General features: G+C 54.0%; 15 protein-coding genes. 11 read left to right on the forward strand and 4 right to left on the reverse strand.

What is annotated here, in order from left to right:
* Nucleotides 1–139 precede the first annotated feature (139 nt).
* The 11 genes from C4S59_RS07525 (at nucleotide 140) to C4S59_RS07575 (ending at nucleotide 10,823) form a co-directional block, all read left to right on the forward strand.
* The gene (locus tag C4S59_RS07525) at nucleotides 140–1,690 is read left to right on the forward strand and encodes a 4-hydroxyphenylacetate 3-hydroxylase N-terminal domain-containing protein (RefSeq protein ID WP_103909850.1); all 1,551 of its coding nucleotides are present in this window, start codon (nucleotides 140–142) and stop codon (nucleotides 1,688–1,690) included.
* A 64-nt stretch (nucleotides 1,691–1,754) separates the two neighbouring features.
* Nucleotides 1,755–2,369 carry an FAD synthetase family protein gene (locus tag C4S59_RS07530; RefSeq protein ID WP_103909851.1) on the forward strand — a complete coding sequence of 205 codons (615 nt, stop codon included), beginning with the start codon at nucleotides 1,755–1,757 and terminating at the stop codon, nucleotides 2,367–2,369.
* Nucleotides 2,366–2,845, forward strand: a complete 480-nt coding sequence (locus tag C4S59_RS07535) for a flavin reductase family protein (protein WP_103909852.1) — start codon at nucleotides 2,366–2,368, stop codon at nucleotides 2,843–2,845. The genes C4S59_RS07530 and C4S59_RS07535 overlap by 4 nt, the downstream gene beginning before the upstream one ends.
* A gap of 354 nt (nucleotides 2,846–3,199) precedes the next feature.
* Entirely contained in the window at nucleotides 3,200–4,933 is a 1,734-nt protein-coding gene (locus C4S59_RS07540; RefSeq protein WP_103909853.1) for an ABC transporter substrate-binding protein, read from the forward strand.
* Nucleotides 4,934–5,025: 92 nt separating this feature from the next.
* Nucleotides 5,026–6,090, forward strand: coding sequence for an ABC transporter ATP-binding protein (locus C4S59_RS07545; protein WP_103909854.1), 1,065 nt, complete (start codon nucleotides 5,026–5,028; stop codon nucleotides 6,088–6,090).
* Nucleotides 6,090–7,163, forward strand: coding sequence for an ABC transporter ATP-binding protein (locus tag C4S59_RS07550; RefSeq protein WP_103909855.1), 1,074 nt, complete (start codon nucleotides 6,090–6,092; stop codon nucleotides 7,161–7,163). Before C4S59_RS07545 ends, C4S59_RS07550 begins: the two co-directional genes overlap by 1 nt.
* Nucleotides 7,160–8,023: a carbohydrate ABC transporter permease gene (locus tag C4S59_RS07555; RefSeq protein WP_103909856.1), complete on the forward strand. Its 864-nt coding sequence runs from the start codon at nucleotides 7,160–7,162 to the stop codon at nucleotides 8,021–8,023. Before C4S59_RS07550 ends, C4S59_RS07555 begins: the two co-directional genes overlap by 4 nt.
* On the forward strand, nucleotides 8,020–8,817 hold the full coding sequence (locus C4S59_RS07560; RefSeq protein ID WP_103909857.1) for a carbohydrate ABC transporter permease: 798 nt from the start codon (nucleotides 8,020–8,022) through the stop codon (nucleotides 8,815–8,817). Before C4S59_RS07555 ends, C4S59_RS07560 begins: the two co-directional genes overlap by 4 nt.
* Entirely contained in the window at nucleotides 8,817–9,218 is a 402-nt protein-coding gene (locus C4S59_RS07565) for a DUF2160 domain-containing protein (protein WP_103909858.1), read from the forward strand. Before C4S59_RS07560 ends, C4S59_RS07565 begins: the two co-directional genes overlap by 1 nt.
* A gap of 80 nt (nucleotides 9,219–9,298) precedes the next feature.
* Entirely contained in the window at nucleotides 9,299–9,691 is a 393-nt protein-coding gene (locus C4S59_RS07570; protein ID WP_103909859.1) for a BlaI/MecI/CopY family transcriptional regulator, read from the forward strand.
* Nucleotides 9,678–10,823, forward strand: coding sequence for a M56 family metallopeptidase (locus C4S59_RS07575; protein WP_103909860.1), 1,146 nt, complete (start codon nucleotides 9,678–9,680; stop codon nucleotides 10,821–10,823). Before C4S59_RS07570 ends, C4S59_RS07575 begins: the two co-directional genes overlap by 14 nt.
* Nucleotides 10,824–10,826: 3 nt before the next feature.
* On the opposite strand, the gene C4S59_RS07580 is transcribed toward C4S59_RS07575, so the two are convergent.
* The 4 genes from C4S59_RS07580 to C4S59_RS07595 form a co-directional block, all read right to left on the reverse strand.
* Nucleotides 10,827–12,806 carry a site-2 protease family protein gene (locus tag C4S59_RS07580; protein WP_103909861.1) on the reverse strand — a complete coding sequence of 660 codons (1,980 nt, stop codon included), beginning with the start codon at nucleotides 12,804–12,806 and terminating at the stop codon, nucleotides 10,827–10,829.
* A complete protein-coding gene (locus tag C4S59_RS07585) occupies nucleotides 12,779–14,212 on the reverse strand; it encodes an efflux RND transporter periplasmic adaptor subunit (protein ID WP_160006789.1) in 1,434 nt (477 codons plus the stop codon). The genes C4S59_RS07580 and C4S59_RS07585 overlap by 28 nt, the downstream gene beginning before the upstream one ends.
* Before the next feature lie 184 nt (nucleotides 14,213–14,396).
* A complete protein-coding gene (locus tag C4S59_RS07590; RefSeq protein ID WP_103909863.1) occupies nucleotides 14,397–14,696 on the reverse strand; it encodes a DUF3467 domain-containing protein in 300 nt (99 codons plus the stop codon).
* A 54-nt stretch (nucleotides 14,697–14,750) separates the two neighbouring features.
* The gene (locus C4S59_RS07595; RefSeq protein WP_103909864.1) at nucleotides 14,751–26,885 is read right to left on the reverse strand and encodes a beta strand repeat-containing protein; all 12,135 of its coding nucleotides are present in this window, start codon (nucleotides 26,883–26,885) and stop codon (nucleotides 14,751–14,753) included.
* Nucleotides 26,886–26,933: the final 48 nt, after the last annotated feature.

Raw genomic sequence — 26,933 nt, forward strand, 5'->3', positions numbered from 1 at the left:
ATTTGTGTCAGAGATAGCTTTCCGGAATTGACGGAAATAATCACGGTATCATTCAATACCTTTAGAAATATCCGGATTTCCGATTTTCTTTCCTTAGGATCGGCCAGTCTCGCTCTGCGCCATCCAAAGGGAGGAAAATATGAAAGATCAAGCAGCGCAGTCCACTGCGCCCTATACCGGTGCCGAGTTCCTAGAAAGCCTTCAGGATAGCCGCTCGGTTTATATCCACGGCGAACGCGTCAAGGACGTGACCAAGCACCCCGCATTCCGGAATTCGGCGCGGATGGTTGCCCGTTGGTATGACAAACTGAACGAAGAAAAAGACAACATTGCTGTCAAAACAGACACCGGATCCGGTGGTTGGACCCATCCCTTCTTTAAGGGTTCAAAGAATGCCGATGATCTGGTGGCAGCACGCGATGCGATCGTCACGACCCAGCGCACCGCGCACGGTTGGATGGGCCGGTCACCTGACTATAAGGCCGCATTCCTTGGCACGCTTGGCGCCAACAGCGAATTCTACGGCGAATATGCAGACAACGCGAAAGCCTGGTATGCGCGGTCGCAAGAGCGTCTGGATTACTGGAACCACGCCATCATCAACCCGCCGATTGACCGTCACCTGCCGATTGAAGAAACCGGTGACGTCTACATGCAGGTGGAAAAGGAAACCGACGCTGGTCTGGTTGTGTCCGGCGCCAAAGTTGTGGCCACAGGCTCTGCCCTGACGCACTACAACTTTATCGCTTACTACGGCGTCCCGATCAAAGAGAAGAAATTCGCTTTGGTGTTTACAGCACCGATGGGGGCCGAAGGCGTTAAGCTGATTTCCCGCACATCTTACGAGCTCAACGCAGCCGTAATGGGCACCCCGTTCGATTATCCGCTGTCCAGCCGTCTGGATGAAAACGACGCGATCCTTGTGTTCGATAAGGTTCTGGTGCCGTGGGAAAACGTGTTCCTGTATGGTGACGTTGAAAAGGTAAACGCCTTCTTCCCGGCCTCCGGCTTTGTGCCGCGCTTTACTCTGCATGGCGTGACTCGTCTGGCGGTTAAGCTGGACTTCATCACGGGCCTGTTCTCGAAAGCACTGGAAGCGACGGGTACCAATGTGTTCCGTGGCCCGCAGACCGCGGTCGGCGAAGTGATGGCTTGGCGGAACCTGTTCTGGGGCCTGAGCGACGCGATGGTAAAATCGCCGATCCCGTGGGAAGGCACCAATGGCTATGTTCTGCCGAACATCAACTACGGCCTTGCCTATCGCGTCTTTGCTCCGATGGCTTATTCGCGGATCAAGGAACTGATCGAACGTCACGTGGCGTCTGGTCTGATCTATCTGCCCTCTTCGGCTTTGGATTTCGGTTCGGACGAAGTGCGCCCCTACATTGACCGCTTTGTCCGTGGTTCCAACGGCATGGTCGCGATTGATCGTGTGAAGCTGCTTAAGCTTCTGTGGGATGCAATGGGGTCCGAATTCGGTGGTCGCCATGAGCTGTATGAAACCAACTACGGCGGCAACTATGAAGCCATCCGCATCGAGACCTTGCTGACCGGCCAAGCCACCGGCGAGATGGAGATGCTTCAGCAGTTGGTCGAAGACTACATGTCCGAATACGGCATCGATGGTTGGAACGTCGCAGACATGATCAACCCTTGGGATGTGAACCGTCTGAAGGCCGGCTTCCAGTAACTATCGAAAAGCGGCCCGCCCAAAACCGGCGGGCCGCCTTCTGTTTGAATTTGAAGGCGCTGACATGGATCTGGATACGACCAAGACACAAGTCCTGTCGGATACGCAAATAAGCTTGTCCCGTTCGATCATCGCGATCGGTGCCTTTGACGGTGTGCATCGCGGGCACCAAGCTTTGATCAGCGCCGCCGTCAACGAAGCACGCACAGCCAAGGTGCCTTCTGTTGTCTGGACATTCGATCCGCCGCCAAAAGTGGTGTTCGGCCGCGTCCCTCAGTTGTGCACGCTCGAAGAAAAACTGGCTCGCATCACCCGCCTGGGGGCCGATTACATCGTCGTCGCGTCCTTCAATCGCCACTACGCCGCTAAAAGCGCAAAGTCTTTTCTGGACGATCTTGGTAGATGCAATCCGTCATCGATCCACGTTGGTCAGGACTTTCGGTTTGGCCGCAAACAGTCCGGCGACGTCGGTGATCTTGCTTCATGCTTCAATGTGAACATCGCCACGCCTGTAAACTGTGATGCAGGTGAGCCAGTATCATCAACACGAATCCGCGCGCTACGTGCAGCAGGTCGGCAGACCGAGGCAGATAGCCTTCAAGGTGCCTTCGATAAAGTCAGCCAGTTCACCGGCAGGCTTTTGACCGAGGATTTACGATTTAAGGAAACCACCCAATGACCGCGCCTATCGATCACAAAGCCCTGCGGGCTGCCTGTGGAACCTTTGCTACCGGTGTCACCGTCATATCGACCCGCACAGAAGACGGTGATCATGGAATGACGGCCAATGCCTTTATGTCGGTGTCATTGGATCCGCCACTTGTAACCATCTCGCTTGACCATAAGGCAAAGCTTTTGCCCAAGATCAGGTCGTCAGGTCGGTATGCCGTCAGCATTCTGGCGGAAGGAATGGAAAGTCTTGCTTGGCACTTCGCTGGTAAATTCAATCAAGACCACAGTGATCCTTTCGAAGACTGCGAAGACCTTCCAATTGTGCCCGGCGCAATGTCGGTCTTTGTCACCGAAGTTGTCCAAGAAGTCGAAGCAGGCGACCACACTTTGTTCATCGGTCGCGTGACCCATCTTTCCAGAGATGTGGAAAAATCCCCCCTGCTCTTTCACGGTGGCAAGTTCGCGGGGCTCGCAAAAGCCTGAATTAAGATTCGGCTTTTGCCGTGTTTTATGCGTTCGATTTGCTCATGCCGTACGTTACGGCCGTATAGTGGAGCGCGACGTAAATCCAAGTTCTTATCTAAAGATTTGGGTTCGACGCCGACGTCCCTAGACTATCAATTTGGTTAGAGTGATGAAAATCTGCAGCTCAAAAAATTAGATATTAAGAGCGCTTAGCAAAAAATTTGCACCCTCGAATTGATTGCGCGATCACTTTCAAATCCCCCCTCTTCGATTACCTACTAAAAAATTAGTTTGACAGCACGGCAACCCTGAGAATAGCTTTCCTCCGTGCTGGTGAGGGCCAGCTCTTATAAAAATTTGGGAGGAGACAAGATGCGCAAGTATCTGCTCTCCGCGACTGCGGTATGTGCCGTGCTCGCGGGGTATGGGACTGCTTTTGCCGATGAGGCCGCAGCCCAAAAATGGATTGATCAGGAATTCCAGCCATCCTCGCTGTCCAAAGCGGAACAGCTGGACGAGATGAAGTGGTTCATTGACGCTGCCGCGCCTTTCAAGGGCATGGAGATCAACGTTCTGTCCGAAGGCATTCCGACACACGGCTATGAATCCGAAGTTCTGACAAAGGCCTTTGAAGACATCACCGGCATCAAGGTGAACCACCAGATCCTGGGCGAAGGCGAAGTTGTTCAGGCTGTTCAGACCCAGATGCAGACCCAGCGGAACCTGTACGATGGCTATGTCAACGACAGTGATTTGATCGGTACGCATTCACGCCTGCAACTGGCATATAACCTTACAGAACAGATGGCAGGTGACTGGGCCGCAACAACCAGCCCGACGCTTGATCTGGACGACTTTATGGGCGTGCAGTTCACCACCGGTCCGGATGGCAACCTGTATCAGTTGCCCGACCAGCAGTTCGCGAACCTCTATTGGTTCCGCAAAGACTGGTTCGACCGTGAAGACCTGAAAGCGGCGTTCAAAGAAAAGTACGGCTACGAATTGGGTGTGCCAGTCAACTGGTCCGCCTACGAAGACATCGCCGAATTCTTCTCGAACGACGTGAAGGAAATTGACGGTACACCCATCTACGGCCACATGGATTACGGCAAACGCGCGCCTGACCTTGGCTGGCGTATGACCGATGCTTGGCTGTCCATGGCAGGTGCTGGTTCCAAAGGCGAACCGAACGGCGTTCCGATCGACGAATGGGGCATCCGTATGGAAGCCGGTTCCTGTAACCCCGTCGGTGCAAGCGTCACGCGCGGTGGTGCGGCGAACGGCCCGGCGGCGGTCTATGCGATCCGCAAATGGGACGAATGGCTGCGCAACTACGCCCCTCCGGGTGCGGCATCGTTCGACTTCTACCAGTCGCTGCCGGCACTTAGCCAAGGCAACGTGGCCCAGCAGATCTTCTGGTATACAGCCTTTACCGCTGACATGGTGAAGCCGCAGTCCGAAGGCAACAATACGGTCGACGAAAACGGCAACCCGCTGTGGCGCATGGCCCCGTCCCCGCACGGCCCATATTGGGAAGAAGGCCAGAAGGTTGGCTATCAGGACGTGGGTTCCTGGACCTTCCTGAAATCCACACCGTCGGATCGTGCACAGGCTGCTTGGCTGTACGCCCAGTTCGTCACATCCAAAACTGTCGACGTGAAAAAGTCCCACGTGGGTCTGACATTCATCCGCGACAGCTCGGTCAACCACGAGTCCTTCACCGAACGCGCACCCAAGCTGGGTGGTCTGGTCGAATTCTACCGTTCGCCTGACCGCGTTGCATGGTCGCCCACAGGCATCAACGTGCCTGACTATCCGAAGCTGGCCCAAATCTGGTGGCAGCAGATCGGTGACGTAAACTCGGGCGCATTCACACCGCAAGAAGCGATGGACCGTCTGGCCGAGGAAATGGACATCACCATGGGCCGCATGCAGCAGGCCGACGAAGCAGCCAACGTCTATGGCGGCTGTGGCCCGCGCCTGAACGAGGAAAAAGACCCTTCGGAATGGCTCGGCAAAGGTGGCGCCAAAGCGAAACTGGATAACGAAAAGCCGCAGGGCCAGACCGTCAACTATGACGAACTGGTTGCTCGCTGGAACCAGTAAAACACCACGTCCGGCCCGTCATCCCAGCGGGCCGGGCATCTGTGGTCAGGGCCTCCTCCGGCTTTGACCACCCAAATCGGGGTTTGGGACTTATGACAATCGAACTACGACAGGCGGTTAAGGATGTGCGCGGCATCACGCATATCAAACCGACCTCGCTGATCCTTGAGCCGGGGCATTTCAATGTCCTTCTTGGCCAGACGGGATCGGGGAAAACATCGCTGATCAAACTGATGGCGGGGCTTGATCCGCTCGCGTCTGGTCAAATTCTGATGGACGGACAGGACGTATCAAAGCTGTCCACGCAGAAACGCAACATCAGTCTGGTGCACCAGTTTTTCGTGAACTACCCGCACATGACGGTCTTCGACAACATCGCCTCTCCTCTTCGGATTGCAGGCATGGCAAAATCGGAAATCGAAGGACGCGTTCAGGAAGCCGCTGACATCCTGCAATTAGGTCCGATGCTTCATCGCCGCCCGCAGGAACTATCCGGTGGTCAGCAGCAACGTTGCGCGCTGGCCCGTGCGATTGCCAAGGAAAGCCGAGCTGTGTTTCTGGACGAACCGCTGGCGAACCTTGATTACAAACTGCGTGAAGAACTGCGCGAACAACTGCCCGAGCTTTTTGCAGGCCGTGGTGCCGTGGTGGTCTATGCCACGTCCGAACCGGAAGAAGCGCTGCTTCTGGGCGGCAAGACCGCGCTGATGGATGATGGCATCGTCACTCAGTTCGGTCCGACCGCAGAAATTTACCGCAAACCTGCAACGCTGGCGGCTGCCCGCGTCTTCTCGGACCCGCCGATTAACGCGGCAAAGGTGACCAAAGCAGGTGACACAATCGTTTTGGGCACAGGCGCGTCCTGGCCTGCGGTTGGACATGCTGCAGGATTGGCAGATGGCGACTACACCGTCGCGATCCGTCCGCACCATGTGCAGCCAGTAAAGTCTTCGGACGGCTGTGTGTCCCTGACAGGGATCGTTCAAGTCACGGAACTGTCCGGATCGGAATCCAGCGCGCACTTCCAGATGGGCAATGACGGCTGGGTATCGCTGGCCCATGGCGTCCACCCCTACCGCGTCGGCGAGGCGCATGAATTCTTTATGGACACGAGCAAAGCCTTCTACTTTGCCCCTGACGGGAGCCTTGTGGCCTAATGGCAAAGATCACGCTTTCAAAACTTAGGCATTCCTACATGCCGAACCCTTCCTCGGACGCTGACTATGCGCTGAAGGAAATTGATCTGGATTGGACGGATGGCGGCGCATATGCCCTGCTCGGTCCGTCCGGCTGTGGTAAATCCACGCTGTTGAACATCATCTCGGGGCTGTTGGTGCCTTCCGAAGGCCGCATCCTGTTCGACGACAAGGATGTCACCGACCTACCACCGGACCAGCGCAACATCGCACAGGTTTTCCAGTTTCCGGTCATCTACGACACCATGACGGTGCGCGATAACCTTGCCTTTCCGCTCCGCAATCGGAACGTGCCCGAAGACAAGGTTGCCGCCCGCGTGGCCGAAATTGCCGAGATGCTGGAAGTGACCGACATGCTCGACACCCGTGCGTCGCATCTGTCGCCCGACAACAAACAAAAGATCTCGATGGGTCGCGGTCTGGTGCGTGACGATGTGAATGTCGTCATGTTCGACGAACCGCTGACGGTGATCGACCCGCATCTGAAATGGAAACTGCGGTCGAAATTGAAAGAGCTTCACCAGCGCGTCAAAGCGACGATGATTTACGTGACCCACGACCAGACCGAGGCGCTGACATTTGCCGATCAGGTTGTGGTCATGCAGGCTGGTGAAATCGTTCAGATCGGCACACCTGTCGAGCTGTTCGAACGCCCGCAACACACCTTTGTTGGTCACTTCATCGGTTCGCCGGGTATGAACATCCTTCCTGCAGTCGAAGACGGCGGTCGCGTCTTGTTCGAAGGCAGCACCGTGACCCTAGAAGGCCCGGCAACCGGTGCTGGCGGCAAAACCGAAGTCGGTATCCGCCCCGAGTTCGTTGGCATTTCCGATACCGGAATCCCGGCCCGCGTCACCAAAGTATCCGACATCGGCCGCCATGCGGTGGTTGAAACCATGGTTGGCGATACAGCGGTCAAAGCTGTCACCGACCACGCCAACCTGACGCAAGGCGAAGAAATCCACCTTTCATTCCGACCGGACCAAACACGCCTGTACCGTGATGGCTGGATCGCGACGGAGGCCGCGACATGAAAACCGAAAATCAACGCGCATGGTTCTTTGTGCTGCCTGTGATGCTGCTGGTCGCGTTCAACGCGCTGGTGCCGATCATGACGGTGGTCAACTACTCGGTTCAGGAAACCTTCGGGAACAACGTGTTCTTCTGGCAGGGTCTTGATTGGTTTGAACAAATCCTACGCTCTGACCGTTTTCACGCGGCGCTTGGCCGGCAGTTCATGTTCACCTTCCTGATCCTGATCATCGAGGTGCCGCTGGGCATCATCATCGCCCTGTCGATGCCGCGCAAAGGGTTCTGGGTTCCCGTCTGTTTGGTCACCATGGCCCTGCCGATGCTGATCCCGTGGAACGTCGTTGGCGCAATGTGGAACATCTTCACCCTGCCCGACATCGGCCTGCTAGGCTATCTGATGAACCACACGCTGGGCATCGAATACGATATGACGCAAGATCCGTTTGCGGCTTGGGTCACGATCATCACAATGGATGTCTGGCATTGGACGTCACTGGTGGTTCTTCTCAGCTATGCGGGCCTCGTGTCGATCCCTGACGCCTATTATCAGGCGGCCAAGATCGACGGTGCCAGCCCGTGGAAAGTGTTCCGCTACATCCAACTGCCCAAGATGAAGACCGTTCTGACCATCGCGATCCTTTTGCGGTTCATGGACAGCTTCAACATCTACACCGAGCCTTTTGTTCTGACAGGCGGTGGCCCCGGCAACTCGACCACGCTTCTGTCGATTGATCTGGTGAAAATCGCCCTGGGTCAGTTCGATCTTGGTCCGGCTGCGGCAATGTCCCTGATCTACTTTGCAATCACACTGCTGGTCAGCTGGCTGTTCTACACACTTATGACAAAGGATGACGCGAAATGAGAAAACGCACGCTCATTCCCATCTTCTACATCCTGTTCCTGATGTTGCCGATCTACTGGCTCGTCGCGATGAGCTTTAAGACAACACAGGAAATTCTGGGCGGGTTCAGCCTGTTCCCTCAGACCTTCACGCTGGAAAACTACGCCGTCATCTTTACCGATCCGACGTGGTACTGGGGCTATATCAACTCAATTATCTACGTGTCGCTGAACACGGTGATTTCGGTTGCCGTCGCCCTGCCCGCCGCCTACGCCTTTTCCCGCTACCGCTTTCTGGGCGACAAGCAGTTGTTCTTCTGGCTGCTGACCAACAGGATGGCACCTGCGGCGGTTTTTGCCCTGCCGTTCTTCCAGCTTTATTCGTCGGTCGGGTTGTTCGACACGCACATCGCCGTGGCCTTGGCGCACTGCCTGTTCAACATCCCGCTGGCTGTCTGGATTTTGGAAGGCTTCATGGGCGGCGTGCCTAAGGAACTGGATGAAACCGCCTATGTAGACGGCTACTCCTTCCCGCGGTTCTTTGCGATGATCTTCCTTCCGACGATCAAAGCGGGTGTCGGCGTCGCAGCCTTCTTCTGCTTCATGTTCTCGTGGGTCGAACTGCTATTGGCCAAAACCCTGACTGCGGTCGAGGCAAAACCCATCGCCGCCACGATGACCAAAACCGCCTCTTCTGCGGGCTATGAACTTGGCCTTCTGGCGGCCGCTGGCACCCTGACCATCATTCCGGGTGCTATCGTGATCTACTTTGTTCGCAACTACATCGCCAAAGGCTTTGCCTTGGGAAGGGTATGATGAAACGTCTTCTTCTCCTCACCCCGCTTTTCATCGCCACGACCAGCCATGCGCAGGGCTGGGGAAACGTCGCCCAAAAAGAAGTCGAGAAAGGGTTTTCGTGGACCGACCCCCTTTGGCCCTCGTTCTGGATGGCATGGACGCCTGCAACATTCGCGCTGTTCTGTGGAATCTTCGGTGCCATCGCAGTGATCGGATTGCTTGAAGGGTTCAAATATCGCGACGGAATCGAACGAAAAGGTATCCTTGGCCTGACAACCACCTTGGGCGACCGACTGTTCATTTCGCTGTTAGGTTCGGCCTATATCTTCTTGGCCTGGCTTGGTTTTATTGGCCAGCCGCTGTGGTGGCCGCTGGGACTTAGTATCGCATGGGGGATCTTCTGCTTTCGCAAAGTCTGAAATTCTGCTTTGGAAAACGAAAAGCTTAGTATTTACTCAAACCGCGCAACGAGTGAGCTTTTGCGTAAGATGGTGCAAGAATGAAGAAAAAGAAAAGCGAACTTCTGACGGAAGTAGAATTGGAGTTCATGAACGAACTCTGGGCCATTGGAGAGGGCACGGTACGGGACGTGCTTGATCGTCTTCCCGACGACCGTGATCTGGCCTACACGTCAGGCGCTACAATTCTGCGCATTCTTGAACAGAAGGACTTTGTCACCAGCCGGAAAGAAGGCAAAACTCTTGTCTACACCCCCACGCTGGCCAAAGACATCTACCAAACCCGCTCGCTCAAAGATCTGTCGATGAAGCTTTTTGACGACACGCCCGCCACGCTGGTGGCGCGTCTTGTCGATGATGAGACGCTGACAGAAGAAGCGTTGGGGCAAATCCGGGCACTCGTTGATCGGAGGTTGAAAAATGATGGCGGGTGAAGTTCTGCTTGATGCGTTTATCAATGCCAATATCCTGATTTGCGTGGCTCTCGCGCTTTGGTTTGCCCTGCGCGGGGTCATGTGGGGCGTCGGTCTGAAACACGCGTACAGCACGCAAATCCGACTACTAAACACCGTTTTCCTGACCGTTTTAAGCGCCCCGTTGATCGTCGCAGGTTTCAACGCCCTACAAAAATCGGGCGTGACACCGGCGGTAAAGGTCAATCTGTCGGATATCGCATTGTCCTACTACCTAAAGGGCGGCATAGCGATGAAGGCCACGGACTTCGAAGGCCTCATGCAACTGCGCGACACGTTCCTGCTGAACATCCTTGCAGGGGCAGGTCTGGTATCTAAGGTCTTGATCGCTGCATTCTTCGTAGGGTTGATCATCGGCTTGACCCGTTTGGTCTATTCGATGTTCTGCCTGTGGCGCATCGTATCCGGTTCTTACCACTGGCGCGAAATCGGTCGTGTAAAACTGCGCCTGTCTGATCGGACCTTGGTGCCCTTCTCGACCCGTGGTCTCTGGAGCTATTACGTCGTGATCCCGTCCCACATGCTGGGACAGAGCGACGAGATGCGCGTAACTTTGGCACATGAATTCCAGCACATCCGCCACGGCGATCTGGAATGGGAAATCGTTCTTGAGGCATTAAAGCCGCTGTTCTTCCTGAACCCAGCTTATCATGCATGGAAACGGCAGGTCGAAGCGCTGCGCGAATTCAACTGCGACAGTCAGGTTCTGTCCAAAGGCCGCATCAACGCAAAGGTCTATTGTGACACGTTGCTTTCCATCTGCCAGAAAACCCTGCGCCGTGACAGATCGTTCGTGATCGCCGTTCCCAAGGTCACGCTTGTGACCGCAGATCGGTCGTCCCTGATCAAAGGCAAACGCAGCTTCCTGGAACGCCGAATTCTGTCCGTTCTCAACCTCAAACGGCTACCATACGAACGCCTGCTCTTTGCAGCACTTGCGGTTCCGCTGTTCACGGCTATGGCACTGACGTCAGTTGCCATCCAGCGCCCCGGCGATTGGAGCCATGATCGCCTGATGCTGTCCACGGTCGTGAACCTTGAAAGGTTGGACGAAATCAACCGCCTGTCCACATTCGGTCGGATCAGGAACTAAGGATCAATTCAGGTAGGTTGCTCGATCTGCCATTTGTGCTTCTCGGAACCGTTCAACTGTTCGGTTCCATTGAAACGCTATGTGGTCCGTTATGGGAACCGCCGCAAAGCTGAGTCTAAGATCGACAACTTTCCCCAAATACTGCGCAGCAGGTGCATCGGACGTCAGGAAGATCGACCATGAACGACGTCCGCTTTCTGCGTCCAGCGACATGATTTCGCGCAGCTCCAACTGGTTTGCCCTCACGCGTTCATAGGCATCGGAGTTGATGCGCAAAACAGCGTGATCCAAGTGCGATGCCCACGTGTCAACATGGGCTTCGGGAAAGTCACCGGACAAGACAGCAAAGCCGTCTTGTGGGTACAAAGCACCGATCGCCGTGCCGGCATCAATCCATTGACCGGTTTCCAGAGGCAGCGGCACGAACGCCCCCTTATGCGAGGCTGAAACCTCCAACCCACCCATTTCACGGATCAAGACATCTAGACGTTCCGTCAGGTTTTGGACCTGCTCAGCTGCAGCAAGCGTTTGGACAGGATCAACACCCTGAACCGACTCCATGATTTGGTTCGCAATCTCGATCTCACTTTGAACGGCGCGGGCCTGTTCAGACAGATATGGGTTAGACAAGCTGGCAATCTTGGATGACGCCTCAAGAACCGAATAGGATGCAAGGCTTTCCAGGGCTCCTGAGCTTGAGACCGTCACTTGGTATTTGTTCGCGACATCCAGGTTCATTGGGACAACGACTACGAACGGAAGTCTGACCAAGAAAAAAGCTGCCACTACGACCGCTCCTGTGCCGGACCAAAAGGTCAACTTCCGCCAACGATTTTGTGTTTTCCCAGTCGTTCCGCTGATGCTTCCCTTGTCTCGAAAAATCGGAGCAACAAACATTACGACCGCCCCCCATAGGGTGATCGCGACCCCTGCCCCTAGATACCTAGGCAAAATCGCCGATGCGATGACAATCATGATATAAATTCGGTAAATGAACGACATCACGCCATACACAAATACAAACCACGTCCGTCCCTCTGGAAGGCCCCCTTCAGCGCCGAAGCTGGACAACCATTGCCGAAAATTCCGTAAATGCGTGGTTGCGCGCGTCGCCAGGTTGCGCTGTCCGATTGCATCGCTGATCGCATAATAACCGTCCATTTTGATCAGCGGGTTCGCGTTGAAAAGAACTGAATTCAGTGTGGAGAAGACAAAGATATTGGCGAATAGCGATTTGTAGAAATTACCTTCAACCAAATGCCACAAAAGAAAGGCGGTTAGCCCGATAAAAATGTCGGTGATAATCCCTGCGCTTGAAATCGTCACGCGATCACGACGGCGCGCAGTCAGGTCTGCCTCGCTACAATCAACGAACGGCATTGGATAAAGACCGATCAGATACAAGCCGCCCTTACGGACCCGAACACCATAGCGTGTCGCGGCCAAAACGTGGCCGAGTTCATGAATGATTTTCAAAAACGGCGCGACGAAAGTAAACGTCAGCAAGGCATCAACCGAAAACACATTGGAAAACGCTGCGAAGATCGACCAATCGTTGCGGGCCCCCAACCAGAACGCCATCAAGAACAGAATGCTGAACGTCCCTAGGATCAGTTGCAACGACAATGAACTGGCGATCCCACGCAGATATTTCTGGTAAGGACCGATATCCAGCAACGGAATAGCTGCAAAGATCGGATTGAAAGTCTTGGTTTGGTTCAGTTCGTTCAGGCGGTTCTTCTGGATAACCTGCAATATGCCGTAGGCAAGTTTGACTGTTTCCGGCGATACATCATCTGGCTCGACTTTTTGACCTCTACCAAGAGCGGCCGCTTTTACGCGTCTTAATGCCAGTGCCACAGCTTTTGTGACGACAAAAACTTTACCGTTGGAAATGTCCTGCGCGAAATACACCGGCCGTCCTTTCTCGGACGATAGGCGAACTGTTATCTGTTTCAGAATCTCAGGTCGAACCAGGTCCATGCCTTTGTCCTCAGAAATTCAATCACATAGCGGCCATAAACTTTGGCCCTCATCTCTCTCCCAACGTCAATCTTCCCGAAACCCGAAAGCCCAGCAAAAAGGGTTTCCTGATTTTCACCCATAAGATCGCCGCGTAGTGTCAGACTTTCCTCGGCATTTGCAGGATTTACGGTTTTCGTGACTGGCGTCCGCGTTTCAAACGACCACGTTTGGCGCGGAATACCACGGAACCAGACTTCACCAGTTTGACCGGGCTTCAAAAGCGCCGCATCCACGCGTGACACGGTCAGCAGAACAGAAAACTGTGCATCAGGTTGGATCATCGCAATGGCTTCACCCAATTGATGGAACCCCCCTAGACCATCCCCGGCAAGCGATTGAATCACACGACCGGATATAGGGGCCGTGAACGTCAACGACGCAATCCTACGATCCAGACTGTCCAATCGCGCGTCAGCCGCCTTCAGCTTTTGTTGCGAAAGCAGATAGGCACCATAGTCGTTCTCGGATAGCGCCGTCTGTGCCGCGACTTCTTCGACCTTTTTTTCTAAACGATAGGTCAGACGTTGTTCCTCAAGATCCGGTGCCCGAAGTTCAGCGATCACGTCACCTTTCTGAACGACATCACCGACTTGAACATTCATCCGATTCAGAAATGCGCCCACAGGCAGTGACAGGACCCGCGTTGATTGCGGTTCGCTTAACGCCGTGACAGTCACGCGCAAAGGCGCAGGCAGTGCCAACCAAACCAGCAAGCCAGCCGCCGCTATGAAAAAGGCCGCACGCTTCACCTCGGACCTCAGAGATGGCAAGCGATGTTTATGCCTCGCCAGCTTTGCGACCTTTCGAAGGGTAGCGAATTCACTTTCCAACGATGCACGATCCGCGCCGAATGCGACAAAGGCTATGTGGTCGTCAGCAGCCAAATTGATCGTCATACCATCGCTTTGGGCCATTTCGGCAAGCAACGCTTCGTCCAGCGCATCTTCGGACAGATCCGATACAGCGATGTGACGATACGTGTCCCCAGCTTCGGCGACCTTGCGAACGATAGTGCCAATCTCATCCACAATCGGCGCCATGCGCTGATCCGTCATGGCAATGATTTTAAATCTGCCGTTCTTTAACTGACCGACAACCATCTTTTCAGCTAGCGACGCCTCAACAGCAGCATTAGCGATGTGTTGATAAACGGTCTTCGCATCCCGTTTCTTCGTCTCAGCCAACCTAGACAGGACAAGGTCTACAGTGTTTGTGTCTTTTGGTGCCTCGCGGAGGTCAGGCGTTACACCGCCCCAAAGCGATTTGCTAAGCTGGGATACCTTCTGCGCAAGCTGCGGTAATTCGGTGACCGGAGGTACACGATCAAACAGCCAGACATGCCAAACCTTCTGCTCGAAAGGCACGGCAATCGCCAAACGGTCGTTGAATTTGCGAATTGAGGTTTGATCACCACATGAGGCTTTTAAATGCTCCGGTCCTACGCCGTCGGGCAAACTTCCATAGAGCATTGAAAACACTAAATCATCCGAGGTTTCCCCCGGATGATCCAACTTGGCTATCGCAACAAGAGTGTCGAGCAAAATAAACTCAGATTTCGATTTTGCCGAACTGTTCTTCGTAGGCTTTGATCGACTGGGTCAGGATCAGTGCCAAACGCTTCGCCGCAAAGGGGCTCATCACGACACGATTGGCGAGTTTGACACCGACAGATTCTGTTTCTTCACGGGATCCGCGCCAGTGTTGATGCGTACCGAACAGCAAAAAGAATTCCTCGCGGTTTGCAGTCGCGGTGCCTATATTGGCATACATGCTCTGCATTTCGCTGTCGTCCCAATCAATTTTGACACCGTTCAGCGCGTTCGGGGTTCCATCAAGTTTTTCAGTCATTTCCAAGTCTTTCTAGTTAGTGACGCGCGCATCGACGCGCCAAGAATTCGTTCGTCAGGCCGCAGATTGTTCTTCGGCACTATCATCCGTTTCGCCGTCCTCAGCTTGCTCGCTTTCGTCTGTGTTCTCAAGCTGCTCAACAAACATGGCCACCATACGACGCAGCAGTAGTTCGTACGACGCGCCATCGAGGTTCATGAGGATAGACAAATCAGAGAGCAAGGATTGATAGAGCGCCTCGGTCACTGTTTCGCTGTCAACATTTGCGGCAGACAGCGCCGCGATCGCAGCAACATAGCGATCCGTCGCCAACAGTGCCATTACCTCATCAACCAAAGACGAAACCTGACCCAGATTGCGGAACAGAAGCTCACTCAGCCCGTCAGTCGGATTTGGCCCGAATGCTTCGGATGCCAATTCCCGAACCGACAAAGGCGCGCCGATAGCATCACTTTGCTGGGACGCAGATACGATATCAACTGCGTCAAATCCGGCAAAGTTCGACGTGAACAGGAACAACTGCTCGGTCGGACCTGCGAAACCAAGATCTGTCGATAGCGATGCGAAGATACCTGCATAACCGTCCGAGAAGATTAGGTCGTCTGCAGTGTTCCCATAGAACAGGTCAGGGCCGAGGTTCCCGATCAAAACGTTCGGACCATCATCGCCATGCAGCACATCGAGCCCACCATCTTCAAAGGCAAAGTTTGTGTCCAGCGTCAGAGTTTGCAAAACCTGACCGCCCTGTTGCAGCCAAGTTCGCGTGATAATTGCCGTATCGCCAATCAGGAAATCCTGACCGTCGCCACCAAACATTGTGTCAGCCCCAAAGCCACCAATGGCTAGGTCAACTCCCGCCTCGCCCGAAATCAGGTCATCATAGGCCAGATCAGGACGGATGTTTTCCAGATAACTCATCCGGTCTGCGGTGGATTGCCCGGGCAATGTGTTGGCCACTTCTTCGAAGGTCATCAAAGCGACATCGCCCAGAATAATGTCGTCATCTACGCCACCAGTAAGCGTGTCTGCCCCAGCTTGGCCGATCAATATATTATCGCCTTCTGTGCCGGTCGCGCTCACATCGTCGTCACCGCCTAAATCTTGGTTGGTCAGAACCACGGTTTCAACGTCGGTGTCGTTGCGGAACGTGATGATCCCATCGTCACCCAAGGCAACGTCATCGCCATGATCGACAAAGACACTATCATTGCCTTGACCGGCGATTACGAGATCGTTGTCGGCGCCGCTATCGATGCTATCGTCGCCACCTGTTGTCATGACAGCGCTTTCAAGAACGCCCAGCCCATTGATGGTGCTAGATGTCCATTCACCGTCATCACCAAGAACAACGTCTTCACCTGTGCCAGTAGTGACCGTGTCATTGTTTGCACCTGCAAGAACGACGTCCGCATCAGCACCGGTATCAATCACATCAGTTCCACCGGTTCCTTGAACCGTGGTTTCGGCCGTGCGCACCGATCCCCCAGCAAGGCCCGCGTTCATCGCCACAACACCCATGTCACCCAAAACCATGTCACGGCCTGCGTCTGTTGTGACCGAGTCGTCACCCAGACCACCGATCACCACGTCACGGCCTGTACCTGTTGTGACAGTGTCGTTGCCGTTGTTGGCATCACTACCCGATGAGACAGAGCCCAACCCAGCAGCCAAGAAATCGATAGTACCGTTGTCCGCAACGACGGTGTTATCGCCATCGCCCAACGTAGCCTCATCGTCTCCACCACCTAGAATGACAACATCGTCACCTGTGCCTGTAGTGACATCGTCATTACCGCCAATCGCTGGATCACTCGTTTCCAGCAGAACACGATCATTCAAGTCAGAGATCGTTCCGCTGTCTGTGATGATTAGGTTGCCCCCATCGCCAAGGGCCACCGTATCATCAGCACCGCCAGTCAGAACACGATTGCGACCATTACCGGCGGTCACAATGTCATTTCCATCTGATACCTGGCTGGCTGACGTCAGCACGAATTCTGCATCGTCCGCCATATAGGTTTGAACGATCGAGCCGTTGTCACCCAGCACCGAATTGTCGCCTTCGTTCAGCGTGGCCAAATCTGCGCCCGCCCCCAGAATAACCAAATCATTTCCAACACCGGCGACAACAATGTCATCACCACCGGTCAACGGATCCGATGACATCAACGTCACACCGGTTGGAAGATCACTGATCGTGCCGCTGTCGCCAATGACAAGGTTGCCACCGTCACCCGATTGGACAACGTCATCACCTCCGCCTGCCACGATGCGGTTGCGCCCGTCTCCACTGACAATCAAATCATCTCCGTCCGAAACAAGGCTTGCAGAAACGAGTACAGAGGTTACGTCAATCGTCCGGTCATCGTGCGTGATCGAACCACTGTCGCCCAAAATTTGATTATCGCCGTCACCAGTCGCGATAAGATCGAGGCCTTCGCCACCAACAATCAGGTTATCGCCATTTCCTGCTGAAATTGTGTCGTTGTTGACCAAGGCTGCGCTTGTTGCCGTACTCAACGACGTCAGACGACCGGAATAGTCATCATTCGGTAGGATTGTCAGAGTGCCGTCGTCGCCAAGAATATAATTCATACCGTCGGCCAACGACAGATTTGCAATATCGCTTCCTCCGCCCAACACGGCCATCGCATCACCACCGGTGATCGAGATGCTGTCATCGCCATCATCGGCATGTGCCGAACTTTCAAGCGCAGACGCGATGTTCGAAATCAACTGAAGCGCGCGTTCCTCGGCTTCGATCTGCTCTTCTGTCGCGCTGCTGCCTGCAGGTCGGAATGTGCGCAAAGCATTAAGCGCAACCGGGTCCAAAGTCACTGATCCCGCATCACCGATAAAGACCAGCCCCCCGTCTATCGCGTTCACAGTATCGTCGCCCAAACCACCGATCACGATGTCACGGATGTCGCTCGGCGAAGGCGGATCACCTGCGCCAATGGGATCGGCACCGATCGTAATCAGATCATTGCCATCGGCGTCACTGCCGGTGGTCTGCATCGTACCACCGGTCATATCGAGAACGCCGTTGTCACCAAAGATCAGGTCACCGCCAAGGCCGGAAGAGATTGAATCATCGCCTTCACCACCAAGAATAAGATCATTACCGCGGCCTGTTTCGATACTGTCTGCACCACCCACATCAGAAGCGATTGAGATCAACGATGTCACCGCCTCAAGAACACGAGCGCCGCTGACGTCGGCGAAATCACCGATCATTGTGTTGTTTCCGAGAAGGTCGACCAACGCCTCGCTTTCGCCAGCCAAGGCAGCACCCGCCATCAGGATGTCGTTACCGGCCCCACCGGAAAGTTGGTCAGTCCCCGAGAATGCAGAGTCGATTGACGTCGATACGACGCGTTCCGCAATCCAGTTTGACGACAGTTGAATACTGCCGAAGTCGCCCAACAGAATATCGTTGCCACTGTCTCCATTGATGCTGTCCGATCCGCCGCCACCGGCCATCAGGTCATCACCGGAACCGCCGTCGATCGTATCATCACCATCCGCCAGTTCTTCGGCCTCAAGCAACAAACCGAAGGTTAATGGTGCGTTGATATCGAAGGTTTGAATGTCGAATGATGCGCCGCCGACGTAGCTGGAAAGCATGTTTCCGCCTGCGATGATGTCATTGTCGAGACCACCTGTCAGGCTGTCATTTCCGAAGCCACCCAACAAAATATCATCGCCCAATTGTCCATGCAGGGTGTCATCGCTGCTGCCGCCGATCAACATGTCTGCGCCGTCACGCAATGCCAATGCGTCAAGCGCGGCATCAGTGCCGGTCAGACCGCTTTCGCCGGCTGCAGCGCCCCAACCCCAGACTTCGGCCGCGGTACCGCCGACCTCGATAAAGTCGCGTCCCGCGCCGCCTTCTACGAAAACGTCGGATCCGATGGCCTGAATAGTATCAGCACCTGCGCCAGCATAGACTTGCACTTGGCCGGTCGAACCTTCGGCGATTGTAACGACATCATCGCCAGCGCCCATCATGACAAGGTGGTTACCAGATCCCAAAGTAACGGTTTCGTCCGCATTCTCCGCGCGCGTCTGCGTCGATTCCGTGTAGTTCGTCAAAAGATTAGTAAGCGTCGTTGATGTCGTGCCGGATACATAGTTGGCTGCACCGCCTGCCGCGATTGTGCCATCAATATTCAGCCCAAGAAGCGAAAGGATCGCTGCTTCGGTCACGCCGCCCGATGCAAAGGTCTGCAAGAACAGGTCGCGCATGCCGTAGTCACTGTCGCTGAAGTAAACAACGTTACCTCCTGGAATATCGACAGTGTCGGCTCCGCCATCGCCGAAAATAATGTACGTGCCATTAGCCCCGGCTGGCGCAGTGATTTGGTCATTGCCATCACCTGCAAACACCACATGCAAGCCTGATGGTGGCAAGGTGATGCTGTCGGTACCAGCACCGGTATATGTGATTGTTGGAATGCCATTGTTGATCCCAGACAGGTCAATTGTGTTATTACCTTCGCCCGCAGGAATAATGATTGCTTGGGATGCTTCATCAAAGGTCGTCGTGATTGTGCGACCTCCAGACGAATAGACCAGCGAAATCGGAGAGTTCGGGCCATTGATGACGATACGGTCATTGCCGTCTTCCAAAATCTCAGAGAACGACGCGCCCGCGCGGGCACCAATGTTCAAGATCGCTGTACCGCCCGTTTCGGTGATATCCGTGGCCAAGGTCGGTCCCGGTGCCAGACCGCCGAACGTGAACGAGTCGCCAAAATCAAAAACGGTTGTGGACCATTTGATATCGGGCAATGGCCACGGAAGGGAAATACCGGCCCAAACACTCAGGAAGAAATGGTAGCTGGCCTCACCTCTGAACAGATAGGCAAGATAGTCTAGGAAATCGCCACCATCTTCATCAGCGGCCTCCAGCAAAGCAATCAGTTCCGGAATACGTAGCTTTCCGTCACGATCAGGATCATTGAACCAGAGCGAAATCCCTGCGTGGCCAGAGGCCGACAGCCCAGCGATCCCTAGGTTCAAACTCATCGCCGCACCGATATAAGCGTCGATGATGTAGGCATCCGACGAGATAAAAACACCATCTAATAAGCGTTCTGGATCGTAAGAGTTCACAAAGTTGACGATTCCGCTCATGTCGTATCCGACTTCGAATTCGGAAATCAGACGTGCCTCGATTGTGGCCGAGAACGCGGAACGAATGATGCTGCTGACCCATCCCGGGGCACCGATGCTGTCCAAAACCAGCCCGACAATATCCAACTGGCCAGTATCAAGATTGAACAACGTATAGCTGGCGCGAACCAGATCGACTTGCTCGAAATTGCCCGTCAGCAAGTTGATCGCCGAGAACGGATCACTGAGGAGAGGAATTTCCAGAGCAAAGCCGCTGTTCGGGTTACCGAAGACACCGAAATTGGAACCACCAGAGTTTGAAACACCACCGATAGAAATATCGCGTTGATCTACTGTTCCGACTGACGCATCGCCGTTTTCAATGTCGTCCGCGTTGCCAGAGAAATCAAAATCCCCAAAGATGATCATTCCACCGCTGGTCGAGAATGAATCCACAAACGTCAGGACACCATCCACCACGCTGATAACGCTAGAGACCAGATTGATGATCGGGAACACGTTGCCCAGAATATCTGTGATGTAAGAAATGGGCGGATTTGCAAGGAACGAGAACAGTTCAGCAACTGGTTCCAAGAATTCGTTGATTGGATCAAGAACCGGCGCAAGGATGGCTTGATATAGAACGGACGCGTCCAGACGGACTTGACTGAAGACAAGTTCATCAATGTTCAGGCCATCGGTTAGCGAATACTCGCCCGCGAACAGAATTTCCGCATTCACGCTGGGCAGAATTTGTACACCACCGATCAAAATCGGTGATCCCGTCGTCGGATCCAGCACGTTCGCTTCTAGACCAAGCTGAATGTCGAAAGCTGCCACGAAGTCAAACGCAATCAGATTGCCGGTATCCAGTTGGGCCACGTAAACGACACGTTCAAAACTTAGCGCTTGTCCAAGAGCGTTTTCCGGTGACACACCAGAGAAGTCCCGGAATGCCTCGTCGCTTGTGATGTCGGACTCACCCGCCTCCCGATCACTGGGATCGACAATCAGAAGGCCAGTGTCGCCATAGAGGTCGGCCTCAAGCGTTGCGGTGATTTCTGCTGTGCCGCCACCCGAGCTGGCACTTGATACGATGTTGCCTGAGCCATCCACGGTCACGGCTTCTGCCTGAACGCCCAGAACGCCAAGCAGGCTCATCGACCCTTCAAAACTGCCGGCATCCACAAGGAAATCGACCGATACCTCGGCATCGTCTGTATCGTTCAGTACAAAGAAGCCGTTCCGATCATAGCCAAAACCAATGTTCACGCCATAGGTCAAAGCCATACGGATGTTTGAGCCTTGCTCGACGCTTAGATCAAATCCGGGAATGCCAAGATCAAAGTCGATATCCATCATCTCGTCGAAGATGGTGGCGTTGAAATTCAGCACCGCATAAACGTATGCCTCATCCGTGCTGCTGCTATCTGTGTTCAAATAGGCCTGTAGGTATGTGACATCCGTTGTATCCAACAGATCGTTCAGGGCCTCATTGGCAAAGTTGACGATCAGATCGACTGTGGTTGGCAGGCTGCCGTCGTCCATAGGCGTCTGCGCATATTCCAGTGCACGCTGAATTACGTTGTACCGGAAGTCGGTGAAGAACGTGACACCCGCGCCAATCGCATCTCCAATGACAGGCAGATCGATATCCGCCAGATAATCGTCAAAGATCGTCTGCATCTGGTCAAGGATCATATCCAGACCGCCCAAAATCAGCTGAGGATTGTTCAGCAGATCGATGATGTTCAGATTGGCAAGAAACTCGCTCAGGTCAGGCAGTTCAAAGCGGAAATCATCAAAATTAATGCCCGTGCCTTCAAACAGATCGACCATAGCGCCCGTGATATCAGACAGATCGAAGTCACTTAGCGAGAAATCAGGCGCTGTCGCCAGCAAGGATGTTTCCCAGAAGAGACCATCTGTGGCCGGATCAAATAGACCGAGCGTATCGGATAGCGGCAGACCGATATCGATACCAATCGCGATATCCACGCCGAACAGATCGGCGTAACTCAGTGCCGGATCATCGCCGATGGCGAACAAATGGGACAAATCGTATTGACCGTCATGATCATCCCCGTCGATGTCGTTGATCGTCAAAGAGATGTGCGCGGGATCACCACTGCCGTCGCCCGCATTAATCAATGCATGACCATTCGTCACCTGAACCGAAACAGGGCCCAAGCCAATCTGGATATTCAGGCCGTCATTCACGCCAGCCTCGAAACTGGCAACGATGCCGCTCGCGTCGGTGTCAAGGAAAATCCGCGGCGCTCCGCTTTCGACGCCAAGGTACAATACCTCGCCAACCAGTTCGCCATCACCGTCTACGCCCGCGTCAAATCCCAGGACACTGGTGATATTCGCACCGCCCAAATCGACCATGCGCAGTAGAATGGGTTCGGATACGTCCTGAGCGCCGACCGAAAATTCGAAAGCGTCAAAGCCATTGGCGTCGGTGAAATTGGTGGCTGTGATGCTAATTGTGCCGCTATCTTCGGAAACGGTCAAAAGCTGCGCTAGGGTGACGGTCATGCCAGAAATAGCAGACCCAGAAATCGCCGTGCGGTCGATATGAACAGCGGCCAGAGCCGCATTGAACGCGTCGACAAATCCTGCAAGATCGCGTCCGGTCTCTTCCGGAATTTCGATACCGACATTTTCCCCACCAATGGTCAGAGAGAACGCAGCGGCATCCGCATAATTGGCAAAGCCCGCGTCCAAAACGATGGTCTGAACATCATTGACCAGACCCGATACCGCCTCGTCTGCACCGAACAGCGCGATCACGCCCGCATCATCGGTCGCAAACGCAAGAGTATCCTGAAGCGTGATCTGACCCGTTACAGCATCGAAGGTAAAACTCACAGTCGCGCCAAATTGGCCTGCAACCGCAGCGTTGATAGCGTCGACGATATCCTGCACTGTTTCCGCGCCATCGACGTCAACCTCGACACGTTCGATTGCGCCTGTGTCAGAGTTCGTCCGGATAATCCGGATGTCATTGCCGCCGTTGGGATTCAGGTTCACAACACCGGCCGAGGATAGATCAGCCAATGCAGTGGTCAGTTCAGCCAGATCGGTCGGGGTTGCCAGCGTTGGCGAAAGATCAATCCCGAACGAAAAATCGAGTGACAGCAGAGGGTTGAAGATCAGTGCACCGTCGCCGCTGACGTCAACAAGGCCGCTTACAACATCCGCAAGCTCGGGCCCAAGGATATCACCCAACTGGTCCCCGAGAATTTCGGACAGATCAAGATTGAATGGCAGAGATTGCTGATAATCTTCGAGGAAACTGAACGACAAATCGAACAGAATAGTCTGCAACTCAGAGTTCCACGTCAGCGTTACAGCGTCTTCACCAAACACGCCCTCCAGAACACCCTGCAGTTCATCCAACGCGCTCTGCGGATCGTTTCGGATTTCCTGTAAGCTTTCTAGGAAATCAGACGCAAAATTAATCTGGTCCAGGATCGAGAAGTTTAACAGCGGGATGTCAGCGTCAAGGAATGGCAAAGACTCGCTGAGCGTATCTCCAACCACCACAAGGATATTCGCAATCGCCACCAGACTGTCGAGAATGTCACCATCCGACAGTGCAGAAAGGCCATCAATGGCGTCCAGCAGATCGGCGTTATCCGAAAGCAATGCCAGTTCGAATGTGTTGCGCAGATCAGCCAAGTCTTCGACTGTAAAGCTGATACCGTCGATCAGATCTTCATTCAGGCCTTCGACACCGAGCACGTTGATTTTGACATCACCCAAACGCACCAGAAGTTGGGCAAGATCATCGCCTGTTGAGCCGGCAAAAGGATCGACAATCTGAACGTCAGCCTGCGTTGCAACCACATCACCCGAAGCGGCAAGCCCCTGCCCCGCTACATCAACGATTATACCACCAAGAAGTTCGAAACGCCCCAACAGCGACTGTAGGCCAGGTGCGGATGTGACCACCGGCGTGTCCCCGGTGACATCAACGTCATCCACCACAGCGTCCTGCAGGTTACGCAATGTGATCCTGTCTGAGAATTCGCCAGCTGCATTCGTGCCCACCAACGACACTTCCAGGCTTGCGGCCGCATCAATAAAGTTTAGCGATGCATCATCTGCACCGATGACAACGTCCACGATCCCAACACTGGCAGACCCCGTAATCTGATCCGCAGACACATGTGCGGACGCACTTAGCGCGATGTCGGAGAAAAAGACATTGTCCAGCAAGGCAGTTGTGACAGTGCTTTCATCATCGGATCGGTTTTCAAGCGCATTACCTGTTCCGCCATCAATCAAATCTGACCCAAAGCCAACCAGATCTATGCCGAACGCAGTCGTAAGCGTGGCATCCAACTGCGCAGACACTAGCGCGGTCAGCGACAGTCCAGTGACGCTGCCAAGGCCAAGGTCATCTGTACTAAAGCCAAGCCCTTGATCAGCGCCGATGCTTAGGCTTGCGGCCAAATCAGGCATCGTGAAAACAAGAGCTCCATCCTCGGTCAGCTCTAATGACGTTGTGCCAAATGTGGTTGCAAGACCGGTATTCACCAGATCGATCAAACCTTCTATGTCCATCGCTTTCAGAAGGTTGTTTGGATCGACAGACAAAACAAAGCTGCGGCTTTCATCGGCAGACAACGACAGTGACAAACCGTCTCCTGCTGCGTTCAAGCCAGCGGTCACGCCATAGCCCATATCAGCCAGAACGGTGGTCAGTGCATTCGCAAGGTCGCCGACTGTGTCAAAACCGCCATTTGTGCCTGTAGCAGGAACATCGACCAAGACATCGTTACCGTCGATGGTCAGCGTCAATCTAAGCGCATCCAGACCTTCAAGACCACTAAGGTCCATAGCGCCTAAATCGAAAGATGTTGCACCTGTCACGAACCGCAAAATCTGGCCTGATGCTGTACTTGCGTATGTGTCGGCTGCGTCAATCAGTGTTTGCGGATCAAAGCCCAAAAGGGTCAATGAGACGCTATCATCATTGGTCCCATCTGCGTCACGACGTGCACCGGTCAGCGCAAACGAATTGTACGTCGCAGCTGGCGACCCGTCAGCCGGTGTCACAGGCGTACTGCTCGAAATACGCAAACCACCATTGGCCGCTACACTTGCCGCAAAGCCATAAACAGACAGGGCCGCGTTCAACAAATCGGCCAAAGCCTGACGGCGGACTTCAACAGACAGGGACGTATTCAGTACGTCTGTGCCTGTCAGATCGACCGTAACATTCTCGCCCGTATCTGTCGGGCCGAAAACCGTAAAGGTCAGCTGGTTGTAGGTCAGAAGAGCATCAAGATCCGACGTACTGAGACCATCAGACGTATTCTCTGTGATCGTGTTTTCCAAAGCGCTGTTATAAGCCGTCTGGCCGGTGATGTTTCCGTCAACATCAGTAATGATTTCGACAAAACCGAGCGCCATCGGGTCAATCGTGAACTGATCAATCAGTCCTTGGAAAACCGCCGCGACTTCATTCAAAATTTGACCGAAACTGATGTCAGTCAGCGGAATATCATAGCTCAAAGCGTTGTCCCGCAACGCAATAGCCATCGTGGTGCTGATGTCGGACAGGAATTGTGAAACCTGTTCTGTTCCCATCGTGGCCAACGACGAAATCGCGCTTTCCAAAGCGGTCTCAAGCGCGGCATCCAATGTGGTGTCCACCAGATCAACCGCGAATTCGAAACGCGCAGCGTTCAGGAAATTTTGCAGCCGGTCTGCGGCACCCGATCCGTCCAGCACAGACAATAGATCGATAGTCGATGTAAAACTCTGTTCGACCGAACCGAACGTCAGGGCACCTTCCAGTTCGGCTTCCAGCAACGTGTATTCCGTGGACCCATCGATGTCGACAAAAGCGGAAGCGCCAACTTCTTGAATTTGCGCGGTGATATCAATCGTAGCACCGGTCCCGTTCCAAGATGCGGTCGGCACTCCGGTCGTATCTACAGTGAACCCAAGATCAAATGCTGCACTGGTTTCGACAAACAAACCCAACTCGGCCGTTTCGACGGATGTCAGCGTTAGGTCGAGAAAACCAAGATTGAGAGAAGCATCAGTTGGCAGTGTCAGCGCACCACCGGCTTGTACCAACGGCGCAAATGTGAACTCATGGATCGCCAGTCCCACACTGTCTAAGGTATCCAGATTGCCATCGGCATCGAAGACGGTTGATGTCTCAAGCTCAAAGGTGATTAAACCGCTGTCGCTACCTGCCCCCACCAAATCGAATGGCAAAGACACGCCGGGCAACGTTTCGGTCAGCAAGGTTGAGAAATCAGCAACCGCTTGGGGAAGATTGATTGATACATCGACTGCGTTTGCACCGTCTTGGGTGAATTCGATGATCGTTTCGCCATCAACCTGAACATCGGTCAAATTGATGCTGAAGTTATTTGACGGCAACGACATGACCGACGCTACCGCGTTATGGAACTGTTCGATGACATTCGCATCAGTCGCACGCCCCAAGTCGCCACCGCTGACCAGTGCCTCAAGGTCGGACATAACCGTTCCGTCACGGAAATTGTCTATGGTGTAGACGGCAGCAACCTGAGTGACGGTGAAAGGCGTGTATGCCCGCGCTGGATCGGTCGAATTTATGGTGTCTAAATAGGAATTGACGATGTTGGTAACATCGGTGGCGAAATTGCCGTCAATCAGATCAACAATAGACGTGTTGACCAAATCCTGCATCGCTTCAATGGCAGCACGAATGCGTTCAATCGCTTCGGTCGCCGGAGACAGATCATACCCCGCCCCCAAAACGGATTCTGCCGTGTCTGCGGCAGACACCAGCATATCGATGGTTTCCGTCGCCGTTTGCGCGGCATCCTCAAAACTGTCCAGAAAGTCACCGATCTGGTCCATCTCGGTGTCAAACGCAGTTGCCAAGCTGGACAAGACCGAGGTCAGCGCAGTGGAAGACCCTATCGCCCATTCGAGATTGCCATCCAGCATGATCCGCGGTTCAAGAGGAAGAATAGCCGGTTCGAGCGCGCCGTTCTCAGGGCTCTTCGACTGCACTTTACGGGCATTCTTTTCGAATGATGAATGCTGTCCCATGTCTATCCTCTCAAAACCGAAGACGTCGGCTTAAACTTTTAGTCAGAC

Origin of the sequence: Thalassococcus halodurans, assembly GCF_900108225.1 — a bacterium.
Lineage (GTDB): Bacteria > Pseudomonadota > Alphaproteobacteria > Rhodobacterales > Rhodobacteraceae > Thalassococcus > Thalassococcus halodurans.

What these genes read in the sequence shown, in the direction of transcription:
- C4S59_RS07525 (WP_103909850.1), top strand. Translation starts at nt 140, where the DNA reads ATGAAAGATCAAGCAGCGCAGTCCACTGCGCCCTATACCGGTGCCGAG.
- C4S59_RS07530 (WP_103909851.1), top strand. Translation starts at nt 1,755, where the DNA reads ATGGATCTGGATACGACCAAGACACAAGTCCTGTCGGATACGCAAATA.
- C4S59_RS07535 (WP_103909852.1), top strand. Translation starts at nt 2,366, where the DNA reads ATGACCGCGCCTATCGATCACAAAGCCCTGCGGGCTGCCTGTGGAACC.
- C4S59_RS07540 (WP_103909853.1), top strand. Translation starts at nt 3,200, where the DNA reads ATGCGCAAGTATCTGCTCTCCGCGACTGCGGTATGTGCCGTGCTCGCG.
- C4S59_RS07545 (WP_103909854.1), top strand. Translation starts at nt 5,026, where the DNA reads ATGACAATCGAACTACGACAGGCGGTTAAGGATGTGCGCGGCATCACG.
- C4S59_RS07550 (WP_103909855.1), top strand. Translation starts at nt 6,090, where the DNA reads ATGGCAAAGATCACGCTTTCAAAACTTAGGCATTCCTACATGCCGAAC.
- C4S59_RS07555 (WP_103909856.1), top strand. Translation starts at nt 7,160, where the DNA reads ATGAAAACCGAAAATCAACGCGCATGGTTCTTTGTGCTGCCTGTGATG.
- C4S59_RS07560 (WP_103909857.1), top strand. Translation starts at nt 8,020, where the DNA reads ATGAGAAAACGCACGCTCATTCCCATCTTCTACATCCTGTTCCTGATG.
- C4S59_RS07565 (WP_103909858.1), top strand. Translation starts at nt 8,817, where the DNA reads ATGAAACGTCTTCTTCTCCTCACCCCGCTTTTCATCGCCACGACCAGC.
- C4S59_RS07570 (WP_103909859.1), top strand. Translation starts at nt 9,299, where the DNA reads ATGAAGAAAAAGAAAAGCGAACTTCTGACGGAAGTAGAATTGGAGTTC.
- C4S59_RS07575 (WP_103909860.1), top strand. Translation starts at nt 9,678, where the DNA reads ATGATGGCGGGTGAAGTTCTGCTTGATGCGTTTATCAATGCCAATATC.
- C4S59_RS07580 (WP_103909861.1), bottom strand. Translation starts at nt 12,806, where the DNA reads ATGGACCTGGTTCGACCTGAGATTCTGAAACAGATAACAGTTCGCCTA.
- C4S59_RS07590 (WP_103909863.1), bottom strand. Translation starts at nt 14,696, where the DNA reads ATGACTGAAAAACTTGATGGAACCCCGAACGCGCTGAACGGTGTCAAA.
- C4S59_RS07595 (WP_103909864.1), bottom strand. Translation starts at nt 26,885, where the DNA reads ATGGGACAGCATTCATCATTCGAAAAGAATGCCCGTAAAGTGCAGTCG.